Consider the following 16468-nt stretch of genomic DNA (forward strand, 5'->3'; position numbering starts at 1 on the left):
AGCTATTATTAGCCGCAATTAAACTCTGCACTACCACTTTGGACTAAGAGAAAAACAAAGCTGGCGATACCTACTTTGTTATAAACTAATGAATACAAACGACAATACCCCAAGCGAACAACGCGGATTCCACGAATTAGCTCTGAATATTTATACTCGTCAAGAGCACAATATTTCACGCAAGCAGATCAGCGACAATGCACTTAAAGTGTTATATCGCCTGAATGGTGCGGGTTTTGACGCATTTCTAGTCGGTGGTGGTGTACGCGACATCTTATTAGGCTCTCAGCCAAAAGATTTTGATATCGCGACCAACGCAACGCCAGAGCAAATCAAGCACCTATTCAGAAACTGTCGCCTTATCGGTCGACGTTTTCGCTTGGCACATATCATGTTTGGTCGTGACATCATTGAAGTAGCAACTTTCCGTGGTCACCACCAAGAGCCATCGAAAAACGTTTCTGCGCAATCTGACGAAGGTATGTTGCTACGCGATAACGTGTACGGCAATGTTGATGAAGATGCAGAACGTCGTGACTTCACAATCAATGCGATGTACTACAACATTGCAGACTATAGCATCCACGATTACGCGGGTGGGGTAGAAGATTTAGAAGATAAGCTGATCCGCCTGATTGGCGACCCAGAAACGCGTTACCGCGAAGACCCAGTACGCATGCTACGCGCAATGCGCTTCGCCGCTAAACTGGATTTCGATATTGAAGAAGACACAGCAGACCCTATCGAAGAACTGGCACACCTGCTAAAAGATATCCCAGCAGCGCGCCTTTACGAAGAGTCTCTGAAATTACTTCAATCAGGTCACGGTTTAGAAACCTATCACCTAATGCGTGAATACAATCTGTTCCAACAGATGTTCCCTGCAATTGCAGAGCACTTCACTGAAGGTTACGACTCTCATACAGAGCAGATGCTTGACTTAGTACTCGACTCAACCGATCTTCGTATCGAAGATGGCAAGCGAGTAAACCCTGCATTTATGTTTGCAGCGATTCTTTGGTACCCAATGAACAAGCTTGCAGACAAGCTTGTCGCTGAGCAGGGTATGGCGCATTACGATGCGATCATGGAAGCGAGCAACATCATTCTTGACCAGCAAGTTAAGTCTATTGCTATTCCTCGTCGTCACACGGCGACCGTTCGTGAAGTTTGGCAACTGCAATTGCGACTGCCTCGTCGTAACGGTAAACGTGCTGTTCGTCTTATGGAACTGAATAAGTTCCGTGCTGGCTACGATTTCCTAGAAATGCGTGGCGAGATTGAGGGTGGCGAAACCAAAGAACTAGCAAAATGGTGGGAGCGTTATCAGACCGCAGGCCGCAACATGCGCCAAGCGATGGCTAACGACGTTACAGCACCATCAAAATCAGGCCATCGTCGCCGTAAGACTTACCGAAACAAAAAGAGTAAGCAGTCCGAATGATAACGGCTTATATTGCGGTCGGCAGCAACCTTGCCGACCCAGTTAGCCAAGCAAACTTGGCTATCGAAACGCTAAAAAGCCTACCGCGATCAACGTTTATTGCGACCTCTCAGCTATATAGTAGCACTCCAATGGGGCCGCAAAACCAACCTGACTACATCAACGCGGTAGTAGCAATCCAAACCGAATTAACGCCAATTGAACTGCTTGATTGCACTCAAAAGATCGAGCTAGAGCAAGGGCGCGTCCGTAAAGACGAGCGTTGGGGGCCAAGAACTTTGGATCTCGACATTGTGTTATACGGCAATGAGGTGATCGATTCAGAGCGCTTAATCGTTCCTCATTACGGAATGAAAGAACGAGAGTTTGTACTTTACCCGCTTGCTGAAATCGCACCAAGTTTACAACTCCCTGATGGGACTGAGCTGACAGAACTACTCAAAATAGTTGATAAGAACGGGCTCAATGTTTGGCAACAATAGCCAAGCGCATTAAGGAAAACCAATGAAAAAAGTAACCATTAACGACCTGATCAAATGCAAACGTGAAGGCCGTAAATTCGCGACGTCGACAGCTTATGATGCGAGCTTTGCTCAGTTATTCGAAAGCCAAGAAATGCCAGTTCTGCTTGTCGGTGACTCACTGGGTATGGTTCTACAAGGCCATAACGACACATTACCAGTAACCGTTGAAGACATTGCTTACCATACTCGCTCAGTGCGCGCAGGTAGCCCAAACTGTCTTCTTATGGCTGACATGCCTTTCATGAGCTACGCAACGCCAGAGCAAGCCTGTGAGAGCGCAGCAACCTTGATGCGTGCTGGTGCGAACATGGTAAAAATCGAAGGCGGAAGCTGGTTGGTTGATACTGTGAAGATGCTAACAGAACGTGCCGTACCAGTATGTGCACACTTAGGCTTAACGCCTCAGTCTGTGAACATTTTTGGTGGTTACAAAGTGCAAGGTCGTGACGACGAGCAAGCCGACAAAATGGTTGCTGACGCTCTAGCACTGCAAAACGCAGGTGCTCAAATCGTTCTCCTTGAATGTGTGCCCGCTTCATTGGCAAAAAGAATTACAGAAGCTTGTGACGTACCCGTTATCGGTATCGGCGCAGGTAATGTTACCGATGGTCAGATCTTGGTTATGCATGACATGTTCGGTATTTCTGCAAACTACATGCCGAAATTCTCTAAGAATTTCCTAGCTGAAACAGGTGATATGCGTAAAGCCGTCGCTCTATACAAAGAAGAAGTAGAGAGCGCACGTTTCCCTGATGATGCTCATACAATCGCTTAGGAGTAACTATGCAAACTTTTGCTGAAATAGCGGCTCTTCGTGAGCAGATTAAACAGTTTAAGCGTGATGGACGTACGGTTGCTTTTGTCCCGACAATGGGAAACCTGCATGAAGGTCACCTGACTCTGGTCAAGAAAGCTCGTGAGCTGGCTGATATTGTTGTGGTAAGCATCTTTGTTAACCCAATGCAGTTTGATCGTACTGATGACTTGAACAACTACCCTCGTACGTTAGAAGCTGATTTAAGTAAGTTAACAGCCGAAGGTGTTGAGCTCGTGTTTACACCGACACCAGAAGTCATGTATCCAGATGGATTAGATAAACAGACGTTTGTTGAAGTTCCAGGCATATCTCACATGCTTGAAGGCGCGTCTCGTCCAGGTCACTTCCGCGGCGTATCAACGATTGTCGCTAAACTGTTTAATATCGTTCAGCCAAACTTTGCATGCTTCGGTGAGAAAGACTTTCAGCAACTTGCTGTTATTCGCCAGATGACAACAGATTTAGCGTTAGACATTGAAGTTGTCGGTGTAGCGACCGTTCGTGAAATGGATGGCTTGGCAATGAGCTCTCGCAATAGCAACCTAACGATTGACGAGCGTCAACGAGCTCCAGTTCTAGCGCGCACTATGCGTTGGATCAGCAGCGCTATTCGTGGTGGCCGCGATGATTACGCGTCAGTGATTGAAGATGCGACTGACCAGCTACGCGCAGCTGACTTACAACCGGATGAGATCTTTATCTGTGATGCGAAAACGCTGCAAGCGATCACGTCAGAAACGACTCAAGCTGTGATTCTGATGTCAGCTTTCCTAGGTAAGACGCGTCTTATCGATAACCAAGTTCTAGATTTGGTTACGGAAACAAAAGAAGAATTAAAAGAAGAAACGGCTGAATAGTCGTCTTCCGCTCTTAACGCAAAACAAGAACACCAAACGCAAAACATAAAAAAGGTCGATGTTATATCGACCTTTTTCTTTACCTGTTACTTAGATTAACCAAAGGTTAGCTACGTAAGCCAATCCCCTTAGTCACTAGGTAGTGTGCAACGCCATACAGCGCTACGATAAACACCCCCAATACACCAAACGACGTTACAATACCCACATCAGACACGCCCAAGAAGCCATATCTGAACGCGTTAACCATGTACACAATTGGGTTCAGTTTCGACACACCTTGCCAAAATTCAGGCAATAGACTGATCGAGTAAAACACACCGCCAAGGTACGTCAGCGGCGTTAAGATAAAGGTCGGGATAATAGAGATATCGTCAAACGTGCGTGCAAATACAGCGTTGATTAAGCCGCCCAGAGCGAACACAACCGACGTTAGAAATACTGTCGCAATAATCACGCCCCAATGGTCAACTTGCAGGTCGACAAAGAAAAGCGATACGAAGGTGACTATGGTACCCACTAGCAAGCCACGCACCACACCGCCCATTACGAAACCAGCAATGATCACGTAGTTAGGGACTGGCGCTACAAGCAGCTCTTCAATGTTCTTCTGGAATTTGGCACTAAAAAACGACGAAGCAACGTTGGAATATGAGTTAGTGATCACCGACATCATGATCAGGCCGGGAACAATGTATTCCATGTAACTAAAGCCGTTCATTTCACCAATACGCGCACCAATCAAGTTGCCAAAGATGATGAAATACAGCGTCATGGTAATCGCTGGCGGGACAAGCGTTTGCACCCAGATACGAGTAAAGCGATTGATCTCTTTGGTCAACAAGCTACAGAAAGCGGTCCAATATAGGCTGTACATATTATTTACTCCCCTCACGGACAATACTCACAAATAGCTCTTCTAAACGGTTTGCTTTGTTACGCATAGAAAGGACTTTCACCTGCTGTTCACTCAATTGAGCAAAGATGGTATTCAAACCTAGGTTCTTGTCGATTTCGATTTCTAGCGAACCATTAACCATCACTTGGCTATTCACACCTTCAAGTTTAGGTTCAGTCGTGCCCTCTTCCAGATCAAGAATAAAGGTCTCTGCACTCAACTTACCCAGCAGCGACTTCATTGTTGTATTCTCGATCAGCTCACCACGGTTGATGATACCAATGTTACGACACAGCATTTCCGCTTCTTCTAGGTAGTGCGTCGTCAAGATAATAGTAATGCCCTGCTTCTCATTGATCTCCTTCAGAAACCCCCACATTGAACGACGCAGTTCAATATCAACGCCCGCCGTTGGCTCATCAAGAATCAACAAATGAGGCTCATGCATCAGTGCACGTGCGATCATCAAGCGACGCTTCATACCACCAGACAAGTTACGTGCACGTTCGCCACGCTTTTCCCACAAATCGAGCTGAGATAAGTATTTTTTCGCTCGCTCTTTCGCCAGTGCTTTTGGCACACCGTAATAACCCGCTTGTTGTAGTACGATCTGCTCAACGGTTTCGAACGGGTTAAAGTTAAACTCTTGAGGCACTAGACCTAAGTTCTGTTTCGCCAACTCCAGATCGGTATCAATGTCGTAGCCGAACACTCTGACCTTGCCTGAAGTTTTGTTAACCAGTGAAGAAATAACACCAATGGTGGTTGATTTACCTGCACCATTTGGACCAAGCAGAGCGTAAAAATCGCCTTTTTCTACTTGTAAACTAACGCCTTTAAGAGCCTCAAAGCCCCCTGCATAAGTTTTTCTTAATTGCTCAATTTCTAATGCATACATAGAGATAGACTGCCATTTGCTATAGATAAGATGTTGATGACCAAGTTTGAGGAAGAGAGTAATTGCTTAAAACGAGCTAGCAGAAAACTAACCCAAACTGGTTTACTCGGCCATTTTGCAAACAAGTTTATCGTTGATTAACGATTAATACAAATACCGAGTGAGGGTTTCTTTCGAAAGCGAACAAGAATATTAGCTACGTAAAGACCAGTTCAGTGTTCAGCAAACATAAAAATACCGTTAAGTTATTCACTTAACGGCATTAATCACCAATACTAGATTTGGCGTCTATAACTGATTCATGTCAGATTATTGCTGAAAATTAGACTGACTCAAATTGATGTTCATCTCTATCAACATAGCTTGTTGCAGCTGTCAGAGCTTCATATCTGAATCGGTAAGTGTTGGATTCCGGCACAAGATCAAGCACGTGGAATTTCTCTAGCTGCTGACGAGTATTCTCATTCGGACACAGTAAGTACACTTCACACTGCGCATCCAACGCATCTTTAATCGCATTTTCTAGTGCAAGCCCAACCGTCACATCAATCATAGGCACATCTGTCAGATCTAGAATCATCGCTTCGTAATCAGAGATACTAGAGTGCTGACGTGAAATCGCCTTTGAAACACTGAATATCATTGGCCCAGAAAGGTAAAAGAACAGCACTTTACCATTGGCACTATCCAGTAGCTGACGTTCGCTATCGGTCAATGGGATATCGTCTTCATCATCACCATCACTGATCGCCTTAACTTGTCTGGCTTGCTCTCGGCTCAATCTTTCAATAATCAGGATGTTCGAGATAAAAACACCCAGTCCGACAGCAATAATCAAGTCCACGAATACAGTCAACAGCATCACGCCGTACATTACGCCCATGCCGGCATAACTCACCTTGTGCGCTCGCTGGATAAAGCTCCAGTCAAGAATATTGAAACCAACATACATCGCAATGCCAGCCAATACCGCCATAGGGATTGGTTCGGTTAAGCCACCCGCAACCAATACCACCAATGCCAAAACTAAGGCTCGAATAACACCAGAAAGTGGAGAGCGAGCACCCACCTGAATATTGGTTACGGTACCCATAGTTGCGCCCGCACCGGGTAGCGCACCAAACAGGCCAGAGATCATATTCGCGATGCCTTGGCCACGAAGTTCTTTATCTGAATCATGTTCTTTACGAGTCAGTGAATCTCCGATAACCGCAGTCAGAAGCGTATCAATGCAACCCAACGTACCCAGCACCAAGGCATCAATAACCATGGTCGTAAATTGTTCAGAACTGATTGTCGGAATAACGAGAGAGGGCAAACCAGCAGGGATCTCACCGATACGGCGGATAGAGTCGGTATCAAAAATAATGACGGATAAAAGGGTGACAGCAACCAAAGCAACCAGTTGAGCGGGCACATACTTACGATATTTAGCCGGAAAACCAAACAAAATACCGAGTGTTAATGCCCCTAAAAACAGTTCGCTTATTTTCAGATGGGCTAACGTATCAGGCAATGCGGAAAGCGTGCCCATCACCCCGCCAGATGGAGCCGCATGTCCTAACAATGGTGATAACTGCAAGATAATCAGAATAACGCCGATACCCGACATAAACCCAGAAATCACGCTATATGGCATCAAAGTAACGTATTTTCCAAGCTTTAAGGTACCAAGTAATATCTGAAAAGCACCCGCCATCATGACCACGGTAAAGGTCATTGCCATTCCGGTTTCAGGATATTTGGCCACCATGCTTGTCATCACTGCTGTCATGATCACCGTCATCGGACCGGTAGGCTCTGATATCAAGCTGCTTGAGCCGCCAAACAGTGCGGCAAATAGGCCGACCATGATGGCGCCCCAAAGGCCAGCTTCCGCACCCGCACCAGACGCAACACCAAATGCCAACGCTAAAGGCAATGAAATGATGGCAGTGGTGACACCGCCAAACATGTCTCCTTTGAGACTGATATCCGCAAAACGACTTCCAAACAAAACACACCTTCCTGATGATGAAAATGACAAACCTTATCACTTTAACAAATGAGTTAATCAGACAGAAAGTGTTAATTCAATCACATTATTCATGACTTATAACCAGATGGTAGTTTCTGTGCTAAGTTAATGATCTTAACGACTAGAACACGTCAGATGAGTACGTGTTGACGCAGTTTTTACGGGATTGAATTTGTAACATTGTGTATAGTTACAATTCTTAATGAAGGGATGTAAGACGCAAAATGCCAGAGATTAAACAGCTTTTTGAAAACAACTCTAAATGGTCTGAAGAAATTCGATCTCAAAGACCTGAGTATTTTACAACGCTTGAAGAAGGGCAAAGCCCTGGCTTTCTATGGATTGGCTGCTCTGATAGCCGAGTACCGGCCGAGCGTCTCACTGGTTTGTATTCTGGCGAACTGTTTGTTCATCGAAATGTAGCAAACCAAGTGGTTCATACCGATCTCAACTGCTTATCCGTTGTGCAATACGCCGTTGACGTACTCAAAGTTAAACACATCATTGTATGCGGTCACTATGGCTGTGGTGGTGTTAATGCAGCGATTGATAACCCTAAACTTGGCCTGATCAACAACTGGCTACTCCACATTCGCGATAACTACCTTAAGTACCGTAAGCAAATTGAATCTCTACCTCGTGAACAATGGGGTGACAAGTTGTGCGAAATTAACGTTGCTGAGCAAGTCTATAACCTTGGTAACTCAACCATCATGCAAACCGCATGGGAACGTGGACAAGATATTGAAATCCACGGCGTAGTTTATGGTATTGGTAACGGCAAGCTACAAGACCTTGGCGTCCGTTGTTCAAGTAATGACACGTTAGAAAATAGTCACTTAGAAGCGCTTGAAAAAATCCTATCGTCTCCAACTCTTGGTTAACCTTTAACGTCTAACCAGTAGATATAAGAAAGGCTCGCATTGTGCGAGCCTTTTTTTGTTTTTCTTCACAGAGCAGTGACTACTCTTGAGGTACTACTTTACCGATGTACGGTAGGTGACGATATTTTTGTGCGTAGTCGATACCAACACCAACAACGAACTCGTCAGGAATTTCAAAACCAATCCACTTTGTATCGACAATCACTTCACGGCGAGAAGGCTTGTCTAATAACGTACAGATTTCGATAGATTTAGGGCCACGTAGGCTCAAAATCTCTTTCACTTTAGTCAGTGTGTTACCTGTATCGATAATGTCTTCTACAAGCAGAACATCTTTACCTTGGATATCATCATCAAGGTCTTTCAAAATACGAACATCACGTGAGCTTTCCATGCCGTTGCCGTAGCTAGACGCGGTCATGAAATCAACTTGGTGAGTTAAATCGATAGCACGAGCAAGATCCGCCATAAAGACAAAAGATCCACGTAATAAGCCAACTAAAACTAGATCTTCACTGCCTTTGTAGTGCTCCGTGATCTGCTTACCTAGTACGTTCACTCGATCCTGAACTTCTTGCTCAGAGATCATGACTTCAACTGTATGCTTCATACTGCTCTCATTTTATTTGGTGATTGCGACGAATGTTGACAGTTTCGTCAGTTGTGTCGCTCAATTTTGTGAGTAAGTCTAGCACTGCTCAAATACCCACACCACCTTATGGTTCTAATTTACTGTGAGATTCTCAATTAAATGTGCGCTGATGCCTTATCCAATACTCGCTTCCTTTCACATCAATCCTGATCACGCTTTATGTATCAAGTTTGATGTAACTGTCTATAAAACAAGCTCAAAGGATTGACCATTCGCATATGCACCATTACACTCATCTTGGCTTAAATAATAATAAAATCATTAATATAAAAATTTCGTTGGCAAGGAAAATAAAATGGACTCAATATCTAAGAGACCTAGAACTAGGCTTTCACCTTTAAAAAGAAAACTTCAATTGATGGAAATCGCTCTTGAGGTATTCTCTCGCCGCGGTATTGGTCGTGGTGGACACGCTGATATTGCAGACATCGCTCAGGTGTCTGTAGCAACGGTATTTAATTACTTCCCGACCCGTGAAGATCTGGTTGATGAAGTGCTTAATCATGTTGTACGCCAATTCTCTAACTTCCTTTCAGACAATATCGATCTGGATATTCACGCAAAACAAAACCTACATAATATTGCGACTGAAATGGTGACGTTAGTGGCTCACGATAGCCATTGGTTGAACGTATGGTTTGAATGGAGCGCTTCGACTCGTGATGAAGTATGGCCTCTATTCGTAACCACCAACCGCACTAACCAAATGTTAGTACAAAACATGTTTAGCAAAGCGATTGAACGCGGCGAAGTTTGCGACGATCACGATCCTAAACATCTAGCGAACCTATTCCACGGCATCTGCTACTCACTGTTCATTCAAGCGAAACGTGTAGAAACGCCAGAAGAGCTTTCAAGCTTAACGGATAGTTACTTGAACATGCTGTGCATTTATAAGTAGATTCGAGATAAATGATTTAAGGGTTGGCCTAATCGGTCAACCCTTTTTTTTGTAGAATGGAATGGCTCTTCGCATCCCGAAGCGCAGCGTACTCGCATCTCGGAGTGAAACGTTACTGTTCCTTACTTCAGATATAAAAAAACCGCTGACGAATCAGCGGCTTTTATAATCTAGATATGCTCAAAATAATTGGAGTTGCAGCTAGGCAACAAGTAAGTTCAGCCCTATGAGCATAGATTTACTATGTGATTAGGGTGAACTTACGCAGTTAACAACGCTGCGGCTTCAAGTATGAAGAGTATTTACTTTTTCTTTTTCACTGCTTTCTTATTTGGAAGGTCAGTGATTGAACCTTCGAATACTTCCGCAGCTAGACCAACAGACTCGTGTAGAGTTGGGTGAGCGTGGATAGTAAGTGCGATATCTTCTGCATCACAACCCATTTCGATTGCTAGGCCGATTTCGCCAAGAAGTTCACCACCGTTAGTACCAACAACAGCACCACCGATTACGCGATGAGTATCTTTATCGAAGATCATCTTAGTCATACCGTCAGCACAGTCTGAAGCGATTGCACGACCAGAAGCAGCCCAAGGGAAAGTAGCAACTTCGTAGTTCAGGCCTTCCGCTTTCGCTTCTTTCTCAGTCTTACCTACCCAAGCAACTTCTGGCTCAGTATACGCAATTGATGGAATTACTTTAGGATCGAAGTAGTGCTTCTTACCAGAGATAACTTCAGCAGCTACGTGACCTTCATGCACACCTTTGTGAGCAAGCATTGGTTGACCAACAACGTCACCGATCGCGTGGATGTGAGGAACGTTAGTACGCATTTGCTTATCAACATTGATGAAACCACGCTCATCAACTTCGATACCCGCTTTTTCAGCGTCGATAAGTGCACCGTTTGGAACACGACCGATAGCAACAAGAACAGCATCGTAGCGCTCAGCTTCAGCTGGTGCTTTTTTGCCTTCCATTGAAACGTAGATACCGTCTTCTTTCGCTTCAACAGCAGTCACTTTAGTTTCAAGCATTAGCTTGAACTTGTTCTTGATACGTTTAGTGAATACTTTAACGATGTCTTTATCCGCAGCAGGGATAACTTGATCGAACATCTCAACAACTTCAACTTTAGAACCTAGAGAGTGGTAAACCGTACCCATCTCAAGACCGATGATACCGCCGCCCATGATAAGCAGCTTTTCTGGTACTTCGTTTAGTTCTAGTGCATCCGTAGAATCCCAAATACGTGGGTCTTCATGTGGGATGAAAGGAAGTTTGATTGGGCGAGAACCCGCTGCAATGATTGCATTATCAAAGTTAATTGTTGTCGTTTCTTCGCCAACAACTTCGATGCTGTTAGGACCAGTAAACTTACCGAAACCGTTAACAACAGTAACATTACGCATCTTAGCCATACCGCCAAGACCGCCAGTCAGTTGATCAACTACTTTGTCTTTCCAGATACGAACTTTGTTGATGTCCGTTTGTGGCTCGCCGAATACAACGCCGTGCTCTGCCATCGCTTTTGCTTCTTCAATTACTTTAGATACGTGAAGAAGTGCTTTTGATGGAATACAACCAACGTTTAGACATACACCACCAAGAGTGCTGTAACGTTCAACTAGTACTGTTTCTAGACCTAAATCCGCACAACGGAATGCCGCTGAGTAGCCAGCAGGACCTGAACCAAGTACAACAACTTGGGCTTTAATTTCTTTGCTCATTGTGACCTCTTGTAGTCATTATCCCTAACAGGCTGAGTAGATGTTCTTAAAATTATTGGGCTTTCAAACAGGAAACATTTTACAGAGATGTTAACAGTGTGAAAGTAGCTTTAAGTTAGCCTGTGAGCTAGACAACAATTCCCTCGCAGTTTATGAGAAATGCCGGAAACTGTTCTCTAAAAATAGTCTTTATATAAAGAATTAAGGTGACCCGAAAGTCACCTTAATAATTACTTTCTCAATTACAGTACTAGACGACGAATGTCAGATAGTGCGCTGTTTAGGAAAGTAATGAAGCGTGCACCTTCAGCACCATCGATCACGCGGTGATCGTATGATAGAGACAGTGGAAGCTGTAGACGTGGTTGGAACTCTTTACCATTCCAAACTGGCTTAATCTCAGACTTAGATACCCCTAGGATACCTACTTCTGGAGCATTTACGATTGGAGTAAATGCAGTACCGCCAATACCACCAAGGCTAGAGATTGTGAAACAACCGCCTTGCATGTCTGCTGCTGTTAGCTTACCAGAGCGTGCTTTCTTAGAAACAACCATTAGTTCTTCAGATAGCTCGTAAATACCTTTCTTGTTCACGTCTTTGAAAACAGGAACAACTAGGCCGTTTGGTGTATCAACTGCGATACCCACGTTTACGTACTTCTTAAGAATGATGCTTTCGCCATCGTCAGATAGAGAAGAGTTAAACGCTGGGAATGCTTCTAGCGCTTTAGCAACAGCTTTCATTATGAACACAAGTGGAGTGATCTTCATGCCAGTGTCTTTCTTCGCTTCGATTGCATTCTGTTCTTTACGGAATGCTTCTAGCTCAGTGATATCTGCGTTGTCCCACTGTGTAACGTGCGGGATCATTACCCAGTTACGGTGCAGGTTAGCGCCAGAGATCTTCTTAATCTTAGAAAGCTTCTGAACTTCAGTTTCGCCGAACTTGCTGAAGTCAACTTTTGGCCACGGTAGTAGACCAAGAGCAGAACCGTCGCCGCCTTTGCCAGATGCTGCAGCACCAGACTCTAGACGCTTAAGTGCATCTTTAACGTAAGACTGAACGTCTTCTTTAAGGATACGGCTCTTACGACCAGTACCTTTAACCTTAGAAAGGTTAACGCCAAATTCGCGAGCAAGACGACGAACAACTGGAGAAGCGTGCGCGTAGTCACCGTTCTCTTGGAAGTCGCCAGCTGCTGGAGCTACTGCTTCTGCTTTAGGTGCAGGTGCTGCTGCCGGAGCTGCTGCTTGTGCTGGAGCTGAAGCCGCTACTGCTACTGGAGCTGCGCCTTCAACAACGAAAGTCATGATTGAAGAGCCTGTTGACACTTTGTCGCCAGCTGCAATCTTGATTTCTTTTACTGTACCAGCGAATGGTGCAGGCACTTCCATTGAAGCTTTGTCGCCTTCAACAGTAATTAGAGATTGCTCTTCTTCTACTGTATCGCCAACCGCTACCATGATTTCAGTAACTTCTACTTCGTCGCCACCGATATCAGGAACGTTCACTTCTTTCTCAGCAGATGCTGCTGGAGCCGCTGCAACTGGTGCCGCCGCTGGAGCAGGAGCTGCTGCAACTGGAGCGCCAGAACCTGCCACTTCAAATACCATCACTAGAGAACCAGTAGATACTGAATCACCAGAAGCGATCTTGATTTCTTTAACGATACCAGCGAATGGTGCAGGTACTTCCATTGAAGCCTTGTCACCTTCAACAGTAAGAAGAGATTGCTCTTCTTCTACTGCGTCGCCGATAGCTACCATGATTTCAGTTACTTCAACTTCATCACCGCCGATATCAGGAACGTGAACTTCTTTAAGCTCAGCTGCTGCAGGAGCAGCTGCAACTGGTGCCGCCGCTTCAACTGCTGGAGCAGCCGGTGCTGCTGCAGCACCTTCCGCTTCGAAGATCATGATAAGAGAACCAGTAGAAACAGAATCACCTTCTGAAATCTTGATTTCTTTAACGATACCCGCTTGAGACGCAGGAACTTCCATTGAAGCTTTGTCGCCTTCAACAGTGATCAGTGACTGCTCTTCTTCAACCTTGTCGCCAACGTTTACAAGAATCTCAGTTACTTCAACCTCGTCAGCACCGATGTCTGGTACATTAATTTCGATTGTCATTGTATTTACCTACCTTAATGCCAGTCTTATGCGTATTGCGGGTTAGTTTTTTCAGTGTCGATATCGAACTTAGCAATTGCTTGTGCAACTACAGACTTCTCGATATCACCACGTTTAGCCAGTTCAGTTAGAGCTGCAACTACGATGTAGCCAGCGTTAACTTCGAAGTGACGACGTAGGTTTGCACGGCTGTCAGAACGGCCGAAACCATCTGTACCAAGTACTTTGTAAGACTCAGTTGGCATGTACGCACGTACTTGCTCAGCGTAGTTCTTCATGTAGTCAGTCACTGCGATTGCAGGTTCTTTACCAAGAACAGTCGTGATGTACGGTACTTTCTCTTCAGCTTCTGGGTGAAGCATGTTGTCACGCTCTACCGCTTGGCCGTCACGAGTTAGTTCGTTGAACGACGTTACAGAGAATACGTCAGATGCTACGCCGTACTCTTCGCTTAGAATTTCAGCCGCTTTACGCGCTTCGTTCATGATAGTACCAGAGCTCATTAGTTGAACTTTGCCCTTAGCACCAGCGTGAGATTCAAGCTTGTAGATACCCTTGCGAATGCCTTCTTCAGCGCCTTCTGGCATTGCTGGCATTGCGTAGTTCTCGTTCATTACTGTTAAGTAGTAGTAAACGTTCTCTTGGTTCTCACCGTACATGCGACGGATACCGTCTTGCATGATAACCGCTAGCTCGTAAGCAAACGTTGGGTCGTAAGAGATACAGTTAGGGATCGTGTTCGCTTGAATGTGCGAGTGACCATCTTCGTGCTGTAGACCTTCACCATTCAGTGTTGTACGACCTGCAGTAGCACCTAGTAGGAAGCCACGAGCTTGTTGGTCGCCTGCTAACCAAGCCATGTCGCCAATACGTTGGAAACCGAACATTGAGTAGTAGATGTAGAACGGGATCATCGGTAGATCGTTTGTGCTGTATGAAGTTGCAGCAGCAACCCATGAAGCCATAGAACCTAGCTCGTTGATACCTTCTTGAAGAACTTGACCAGACGTTGCTTCTTTGTAGTAAGAAACGATGCCTTTATCTTCAGGTGTGTATTCTTGACCGTGTGGGTTATAGATACCAACCTGACGGAATAGACCTTCCATACCGAATGTACGAGCTTCATCACAGATGATAGGAACAATGTTCTTACCAATGTTCTTATCTTTAAGAAGGATGTTTAGCGTACGTACATAAGCCATAGTTGTAGAGATATCACGCTTCTGCTCACCTAGTAGAGGTGCGAATGCGTCTAGCTCAGGAACCTTGAACTCTTGAGTAAACTTAGGAAGACGTGCAGGCGTGTAACCGTGAAGAGCGTTACGACGAGCGTGCATGTATTCGTATTCAGGCGTGCCTTCTTCTAACTTCAGGTAAGGAAGCTCTGTGATTTTCTCATCAGAAAGAAGGTCTTCTAGGCCTAAGCGATCACGTAGGTGTTGAACATGAGTCATGTCCATTTTCTTAACACCGTGTGCAATGTTCTTACCTTCAGCCGCATCACCCATGCCGTAACCTTTAACAGTTTTAGCTAGGATTACAGTTGGCTTACCGTTTGTCTCTTGTGCATTGTTGAATGCAGCAAACAGTTTAGAAGAATCGTGACCACCACGCTTAAGAGCGAAGATTTCGTCATCAGTCATGTCTGCAACTAGTGCAGCTGTTTCTGGGTACTTACCAAAGAAGTGCTCACGTACGTATGCGCCATCTTTAGATTTGAATGTCTGGTAGTCACCATCGATAGTTTCGTTCATTAGTTGAAGAAGCTTACCAGTCGTGTCTTTAGCCAGTAGTGAATCCCAGTTGCTACCCCAGATAACTTTAACAACGTTCCAACCTGCGCCTTTAAATAGGCCTTCAAGTTCTTGGATGATGCTACCGTTACCCATTACAGGGCCGTCTAGACGCTGTAGGTTACAGTTGATTAGGAAACATAGGTTGTCTAGCTTCTCACGCGCAGCGAAAGAGATAGCACCACGTGATTCTGGCTCATCCATCTCACCGTCACCTAGGAACGCGTATACGCGTTGCGCTGAAGTTTCTTTCAGGCCACGGCCATCAAGGTACTTAAGGAAGCGCGCTTGGTAGATCGCAGAGATCGGACCAAGACCCATAGATACAGTAGGGAACTGCCAGAACTCAGGCATCAGTTTCGGGTGCGGGTAAGAAGGGATACCTTTACCATCAACTTCTTGACGGAAGTTATCTAGCTGTTCTTCAGTTAGACGACCTTCAACGAATGCACGAGAGTAGATACCTGGAGAGATGTGACCTTGGTAATAAACTAGATCGCCACCGTCTGTCTCGTTTGGAGCACGGAAGAAGTGGTTGAAACATACTTCGTAGAACGCTGCAGCTGACTGGTAAGAAGCCATGTGACCACCAAGGTCTAGGTCTTTCTTAGAAGCACGCAATACAATCATGATTGCGTTCCAGCGAATAATCGAACGAATACGACGCTCAAGAGTTACGTCACCAGGGTAAGCTGGCTCTTGTGCTGCTGGAATTGTGTTGATGTAGTTTGTGTTGATGCCTGTAGCCATATCAACACCATCTAAACGCGCTTTATCTAGAACTTGTTCTAGTAAAAACTGTGCACGTTCTACACCTTCTTCACGTACTACTGACTCAAGAGCTTCTAACCAATCTTGAGTTTCCAGAGCATCAACGTCATGCTTCATGTCAGACATGGCGATCTATCCTTTTTGTTAGTT

13 protein-coding genes are annotated in these 16468 nt (G+C 45.0%); 6 read left to right on the forward strand and 7 right to left on the reverse strand.

Features of this window, described 5'->3' with window-relative positions; all coding sequences use genetic code 11:
• Positions 1–88: 88 nt before the first annotated feature.
• From pcnB to panC, 4 genes are read left to right on the forward strand one after another with little or no spacing between them, the layout of a single operon-like run.
• Positions 89–1444 carry a polynucleotide adenylyltransferase PcnB gene (gene pcnB / locus OCU90_RS14370; RefSeq protein WP_061022509.1) on the forward strand — a complete coding sequence of 452 codons (1356 nt, stop codon included), beginning with the start codon at positions 89–91 and terminating at the stop codon, positions 1442–1444.
• Positions 1441–1926, forward strand: a complete 486-nt coding sequence (gene folK, locus OCU90_RS14375) for a 2-amino-4-hydroxy-6-hydroxymethyldihydropteridine diphosphokinase (RefSeq protein ID WP_004735459.1) — start codon at positions 1441–1443, stop codon at positions 1924–1926. The genes pcnB and folK overlap by 4 nt, the downstream gene beginning before the upstream one ends.
• Before the next feature lie 22 nt (positions 1927–1948).
• Complete coding sequence (panB, locus tag OCU90_RS14380) at positions 1949–2743, forward strand: 3-methyl-2-oxobutanoate hydroxymethyltransferase (protein WP_004735458.1); 795 nt, start codon at positions 1949–1951, stop codon at positions 2741–2743.
• Between the two features lie 8 nt (positions 2744–2751).
• Entirely contained in the window at positions 2752–3642 is an 891-nt protein-coding gene (panC, locus tag OCU90_RS14385; protein WP_017079968.1) for a pantoate--beta-alanine ligase, read from the forward strand.
• Between the two features lie 106 nt (positions 3643–3748).
• Here the strand turns inward: panC and OCU90_RS14390 are convergent, their stop codons facing one another.
• The 3 genes from OCU90_RS14390 to OCU90_RS14400 all read right to left on the reverse strand — a co-directional run bounded on the left by OCU90_RS14390 (position 3749) and on the right by OCU90_RS14400 (position 7392).
• A complete protein-coding gene (locus tag OCU90_RS14390; protein WP_004735456.1) occupies positions 3749–4519 on the reverse strand; it encodes an ABC transporter permease in 771 nt (256 codons plus the stop codon).
• Position 4520: 1 nt separating this feature from the next.
• A complete protein-coding gene (locus OCU90_RS14395; RefSeq protein ID WP_017084273.1) occupies positions 4521–5438 on the reverse strand; it encodes an ABC transporter ATP-binding protein in 918 nt (305 codons plus the stop codon).
• 322 nt (positions 5439–5760) lie between these two features.
• Positions 5761–7392: a SulP family inorganic anion transporter gene (locus tag OCU90_RS14400; protein ID WP_029222729.1), complete on the reverse strand. Its 1632-nt coding sequence runs from the start codon at positions 7390–7392 to the stop codon at positions 5761–5763.
• 287 nt (positions 7393–7679) lie between these two features.
• On the opposite strand from OCU90_RS14400, the gene can reads away from it, so the two are divergent.
• Positions 7680–8339: a carbonate dehydratase gene (can, locus tag OCU90_RS14405; protein WP_004735453.1), complete on the forward strand. Its 660-nt coding sequence runs from the start codon at positions 7680–7682 to the stop codon at positions 8337–8339.
• Positions 8340–8418: 79 nt separating this feature from the next.
• Here the strand turns inward: can and hpt are convergent, their stop codons facing one another.
• A complete protein-coding gene (gene hpt, locus OCU90_RS14410; RefSeq protein ID WP_004735452.1) occupies positions 8419–8949 on the reverse strand; it encodes a hypoxanthine phosphoribosyltransferase in 531 nt (176 codons plus the stop codon).
• A 337-nt stretch (positions 8950–9286) separates the two neighbouring features.
• Here hpt and OCU90_RS14415 point away from each other — a divergent pair, with 337 nt between their 5' ends.
• Positions 9287–9892, forward strand: a complete 606-nt coding sequence (locus tag OCU90_RS14415; RefSeq protein WP_017079965.1) for a LuxR/HapR/OpaR family quorum-sensing transcriptional regulator — start codon at positions 9287–9289, stop codon at positions 9890–9892.
• A 302-nt stretch (positions 9893–10194) separates the two neighbouring features.
• Here OCU90_RS14415 and lpdA read toward each other — a convergent pair whose 3' ends face one another.
• From lpdA to aceE, 3 genes are all read right to left on the reverse strand, one after another.
• Positions 10195–11622: a dihydrolipoyl dehydrogenase gene (lpdA, locus tag OCU90_RS14420; RefSeq protein ID WP_004735450.1), complete on the reverse strand. Its 1428-nt coding sequence runs from the start codon at positions 11620–11622 to the stop codon at positions 10195–10197.
• 242 nt (positions 11623–11864) lie between these two features.
• A complete protein-coding gene (gene aceF / locus OCU90_RS14425; RefSeq protein WP_061022511.1) occupies positions 11865–13754 on the reverse strand; it encodes a pyruvate dehydrogenase complex dihydrolipoyllysine-residue acetyltransferase in 1890 nt (629 codons plus the stop codon).
• 26 nt (positions 13755–13780) lie between these two features.
• Positions 13781–16444 (reverse strand): pyruvate dehydrogenase (acetyl-transferring), homodimeric type, encoded by a 2664-nt coding sequence (gene aceE, locus OCU90_RS14430; protein WP_017087407.1) that lies wholly within the window; start codon positions 16442–16444, stop codon positions 13781–13783.
• Positions 16445–16468 lie beyond the last annotated feature (24 nt).

The organism is Vibrio splendidus (genome assembly GCF_024347615.1).
GTDB classification, from domain to species: domain Bacteria; phylum Pseudomonadota; class Gammaproteobacteria; order Enterobacterales; family Vibrionaceae; genus Vibrio; species Vibrio splendidus.

Coding starts and splice junctions, on each gene's coding strand:
- pcnB (WP_061022509.1), top strand. CDS start 89: ATGAATACAAACGACAATACCCCAAGCGAACAACGCGGATTCCACGAA.
- folK (WP_004735459.1), top strand. CDS start 1,441: ATGATAACGGCTTATATTGCGGTCGGCAGCAACCTTGCCGACCCAGTT.
- panB (WP_004735458.1), top strand. CDS start 1,949: ATGAAAAAAGTAACCATTAACGACCTGATCAAATGCAAACGTGAAGGC.
- panC (WP_017079968.1), top strand. CDS start 2,752: ATGCAAACTTTTGCTGAAATAGCGGCTCTTCGTGAGCAGATTAAACAG.
- OCU90_RS14390 (WP_004735456.1), bottom strand. CDS start 4,519: ATGTACAGCCTATATTGGACCGCTTTCTGTAGCTTGTTGACCAAAGAG.
- OCU90_RS14395 (WP_017084273.1), bottom strand. CDS start 5,438: ATGTATGCATTAGAAATTGAGCAATTAAGAAAAACTTATGCAGGGGGC.
- OCU90_RS14400 (WP_029222729.1), bottom strand. CDS start 7,392: ATGTTTGGCGGTGTCACCACTGCCATCATTTCATTGCCTTTAGCGTTG.
- can (WP_004735453.1), top strand. CDS start 7,680: ATGCCAGAGATTAAACAGCTTTTTGAAAACAACTCTAAATGGTCTGAA.
- hpt (WP_004735452.1), bottom strand. CDS start 8,949: ATGAAGCATACAGTTGAAGTCATGATCTCTGAGCAAGAAGTTCAGGAT.
- OCU90_RS14415 (WP_017079965.1), top strand. CDS start 9,287: ATGGACTCAATATCTAAGAGACCTAGAACTAGGCTTTCACCTTTAAAA.
- lpdA (WP_004735450.1), bottom strand. CDS start 11,622: ATGAGCAAAGAAATTAAAGCCCAAGTTGTTGTACTTGGTTCAGGTCCT.
- aceF (WP_061022511.1), bottom strand. CDS start 13,754: ATGACAATCGAAATTAATGTACCAGACATCGGTGCTGACGAGGTTGAA.
- aceE (WP_017087407.1), bottom strand. CDS start 16,444: ATGTCTGACATGAAGCATGACGTTGATGCTCTGGAAACTCAAGATTGG.